We start from the raw sequence: 3,622 nt of genomic DNA on the forward strand, positions 1-3,622 counted from the left end.
CTGAGCGCCGCGAAGGCCGCCGCCACCCCCTAGCCGGACGAACGGGACGCTCGTTGCGTCAGATCGAACGAGCGTCCCGTTGGTTCAGGCGCGGAGGGCTCCCAGCGCGTCGATGCGCTTGATCGCGTCGGCGACGATTCCGTCGATGAGGTCCTTGCACGTGGGCAGGTCGTCGAGCAGTCCCACGACCTGCCCGGAGGCGAGGACGCCGGCGTGGGTGTTGCCGTCGACGAGCCCGGCTTTGAGCAGCATCGGGGTGTTGGCGGCCATGATGATCTGCTGCCAGGTGCGGTCGCTGGACTTCTTCATGGCGAGGCCGTCCTTGACGAGCGTCGACCATTTCATGCCGGTCATGGCCTTGAACTTGGACGCGTTGCGGGCGGCCGCGACCAGGCCGCGCACGTTGCCGGAGTGTTCGAGGCTGTTGACGAGGTCGGTGTCGAGGACCCGGTGGGGCATGCCGTCGACCTTGCGGGAGACGGTGGTGTCCTGCAGTCCCCGGGCGAGGTATTCCTGTTTGACGGAGTCGGGGACGGTGGATTCCTGGGTGAGCAGGAAGCGGGTGCCCATCGCGATGCCGGCGGCGCCGTAGGCGAGGGCGGCGGCGAGTCCGCGTCCGTCGTAGAAGCCGCCGGCGGCGACGACGGGGATGTCGACGGCGTCGAGCACCGACGGCAGCAGCAGTGTGGTGGCCACGGGGCCGGTGTGCCCGCCGCCCTCGCCGCCTTGCACGATCACCGCGTCGGCGCCCCACGACGCCACCTTCTTTGCGTGTTTGGCGGCGCCGATCGACGGGATGACCACCACGCCGGCGGCTTTCAGCTTCGCGATCAGTTCCTGCTTCGGTGCCAGCGCGAACGACGCGACGCGCACGTTCTCCCGGATGAGCAGGTCGATGCGTTGCGGGGCGTCGGTGGCGTCGGCGCGGATGTTGACCCCGAACGGTTTGTCGGTGAGGGTCTTGGTCTTCGCGATCGCCGATTCGAGTTCGGTGTAGGTCATCGTCGCCGATGCCAGGATGCCGAGACCGCCGGCGTTGGCGGTGCCGGCGACGAGTCGCGGTCCGGCCACCCAGCCCATCCCGGTCTGGACCACCGGGTGTACGACACCGACGAGTTCCGTCAAGGCCGTTCGGAGCGTGCTCATACCGACACCTCCCGGTCGCGCAGGCTGCGGGGGTCGAGGACCTCGCGGATCAGCCGCAGTTCTTCGTCGGTGGGTTCGCGGGTCAGGCCGGCGTCGGCGAGCCCTGCCACCTCGAACGAGGTGTTCTCGGCGACCTGGTCGGCGGTGACGCCGGGGTGCAGCGACAGCGCGCGGAACGTGTGGTCGGGTCCGCCGAAGTCGAACACCCCGAGGTTGCTCACCACCCGATGCAGGTGGTGGAACCGGTATGCGGGGTTTTCCGGGTCGATCTGGTCGTAGCCGACGCCCGAGACGATGTCGACCTTGTCGCAGAACACCCGCGAGGTGTGCTTGCCCACCCAGTAGCTGGTGGGGTGGTTGATCGTGTTGCCGGGAGCGCCGCGGACGCCGAACATCTGCCGCGTCGGCTGCTGCAGCGGACCGAACGCCGACAGGTTCTGGTTGCCGTGCCGGTCGATCTGGTTGGCGCCCATCACCACGTGCCGCCGGCCGGAGGCGACGACGTCGAAGACCTTCCGGAACGGCATCCAGCCCTCGATCGGGGCCTTCGCGCCGACGGCGGGGGTGTCCGCGAAGATCAGGGCCTCGCCGTCGGTGATCAGCAGGTCGGGTTCGGTGGTCAGTCGCGCGAGCCGGGCGCCGATCAGCGGCAGGGTCGCCATCGGGCTGGCCATGATCTCGCCTGCCCCGGAGAAGATGTCGGCGCACGCGATCGCGCAGTACTCCGCGCGGGTGACGTCGGTGATCGTCTCGCTCATGCCTGCTCCTCTGCAAATTTCTTCACGGCGGCCTGGTAGTCGTCCTCGCTGCCGGACAGGTAGGTGTCGACGAACCGCTGCCACGCCTCGGGGCTCTTCGCCGCTTCCGCGTAGTGGCGCTGGAACTTCTCGTCGCGTCCGTAGCTGTCTCCGGCGAGGGTGAAGTGGGCGCCGTTCGGGGCCTCGACCATGCCGTCGACCATCATGCGGTTGAGGATGAGGTTCTGCAGTGGAACGGTTTTCACCAGTTCCTCGGTTTCCACCACCCGCTCGACGGAGACGAACCTCTTCTCGGCGGCCGCGCAGTACAGGTCGTCGAAGTAGGGGTCGACTCCGGTGTAGGCGGCGTTGCCGTGCTTGTCGCCGAGGTTCAGGTGGACCAGTGCCGCATCGAGATTCAGGGCCGGCATCGCGATCAGCGTCTCCGACTTGCCGGACGCGTCCGGGTAGGGGGAGGTGACGGTGCGCAGTTCGTCGCCCCAGAAAGCCCGGACGTCGGAGCCGAGCCCGGCGCGGATCGGCAGGAACGGCAGCCGGGCGGCGGCGGCCTCGAGGCCGCACTTGACCATGCCCTCGTCCATTTCGCGGACCTCGATCTCGCCCGTGGTGCGCGCCTTCGCGAACCACGGGTCGTAGAACGGGGCCGAATCGAGGGACACGAAACCGTAGTACGCCTTCGTGACTTTGCCCGCCGAGCACAGCAACCCCAGGTCGGGGCCGCCGTAGGTGACGACGGTGAGGTCGGTGACGTCCGAGCGCAGCAGCGCCCGGACCAGCGCCATCGGCTTGCGGCGCGAACCCCAGCCGCCGATGCCGATGGTCATTCCGCTGCGCAGTTGTCCGACCGCGTCGTCGAGCGAGATCCTCTTGTCGCGCTTGCTCGCCATCGATGTCAGCCTTTCCTGTTGTTCGAGTGGGAGCGGGGCTTACCGGTTTCGACGAACTCGTCGCGGTGCTCGTCCGAGACGCCGGCGAGGTTGAGTTCGAAGGTGTAGCCCTGCTCGAGGCGGTAACTGGTCTTCACGTCGACGGGGTCGATGCCGTTGATGGCTTCCTTGGCGCAGCGGATGACCCGGGTGTCCTTGGCCGCGATCTTGGCGGCGATGTCGCGGGCGGTGTCGTCGAGTTTCTCGCGCGGCACCACCTCGTACACCGATCCGAAGTGCTGGAGTTGCTGGGCGGTGACGTTCTGCGCCGTGTAGTACAGGGTGCGCATCATGTGCTGGGGGACGAGCCGGGCGAGGTGGGTGGCGGCGCCGAGTGCGCCGCGGTCGACCTCGGGCAGTCCGAAGACGGCGTCGTCGGACGCCACGATCACGTCGGCGTTCCCGACCAGGCCGACGCCGCCGCCGACGCAGAATCCGTTGACCGCGACCACCACGGGCACGGCGCAGTCGTAGACCGCGGCGAACGCGGCCGCGCAGCCCCGGTTGGCGTCGACCAGCGCGCCGTAGCCGTCGGTGGCCTGCATTTCCTTGATGTCGACGCCGGCGTTGAACCCGCGCCCTTCGGCTCGCAGGATCACCACGTGGGTGTCCGGATTCCGGCCCGCGTCGAGTACGGCGTCGGCCAACTCGAACCAGCCCCGGGACGGGATGGCGTTCACGGGCGGGTAGTCGACGGTGACCGTGGTGATGCCCCCGGTCTCAATTTCAGTCCGGATCCCCATTTTCGTTTCTCCTCCACGCCGCGACTTCACTCACCAAGCAATTGCTTGG

4 protein-coding genes are annotated in these 3,622 nt (G+C 68.2%); all 4 read right to left on the bottom strand.

The window, feature by feature from the left end; translation table 11 throughout:
- Nucleotides 1-84: 84 nt before the first annotated feature.
- From ipdC to echA20, 4 genes are read right to left on the bottom strand one after another with little or no spacing between them, the layout of a single operon-like run.
- Nucleotides 85-1,146 (bottom strand): (3aS,4S,5R,7aS)-5-hydroxy-7a-methyl-1-oxo-octahydro-1H-indene-4-carboxyl-CoA dehydrogenase, encoded by a 1,062-nt coding sequence (gene ipdC / locus AZG88_RS11175; protein ID WP_061697710.1) that lies wholly within the window; start codon nt 1,144-1,146, stop codon nt 85-87.
- The gene (ipdB, locus tag AZG88_RS11180) at nt 1,143-1,904 is read right to left on the bottom strand and encodes a cholesterol ring-cleaving hydrolase subunit IpdB (protein WP_061697711.1); all 762 of its coding nucleotides are present in this window, start codon (nt 1,902-1,904) and stop codon (nt 1,143-1,145) included. Before ipdB ends, ipdC begins: the two co-directional genes overlap by 4 nt.
- Complete coding sequence (gene ipdA / locus AZG88_RS11185; protein WP_061697712.1) at nt 1,901-2,791, bottom strand: cholesterol ring-cleaving hydrolase subunit IpdA; 891 nt, start codon at nt 2,789-2,791, stop codon at nt 1,901-1,903. The genes ipdB and ipdA overlap by 4 nt, the downstream gene beginning before the upstream one ends.
- A 5-nt stretch (nt 2,792-2,796) precedes the next feature.
- Nucleotides 2,797-3,573, bottom strand: a complete 777-nt coding sequence (gene echA20, locus AZG88_RS11190; RefSeq protein WP_061697713.1) for a (7aS)-7a-methyl-1,5-dioxo-2,3,5,6,7,7a-hexahydro-1H-indene-carboxyl-CoA hydrolase — start codon at nt 3,571-3,573, stop codon at nt 2,797-2,799.
- Nucleotides 3,574-3,622 lie beyond the last annotated feature (49 nt).

The organism is Rhodococcus sp. LB1, from assembly GCF_001583455.1.
GTDB lineage: Bacteria > Actinomycetota > Actinomycetes > Mycobacteriales > Mycobacteriaceae > Rhodococcus_F > Rhodococcus_F opacus.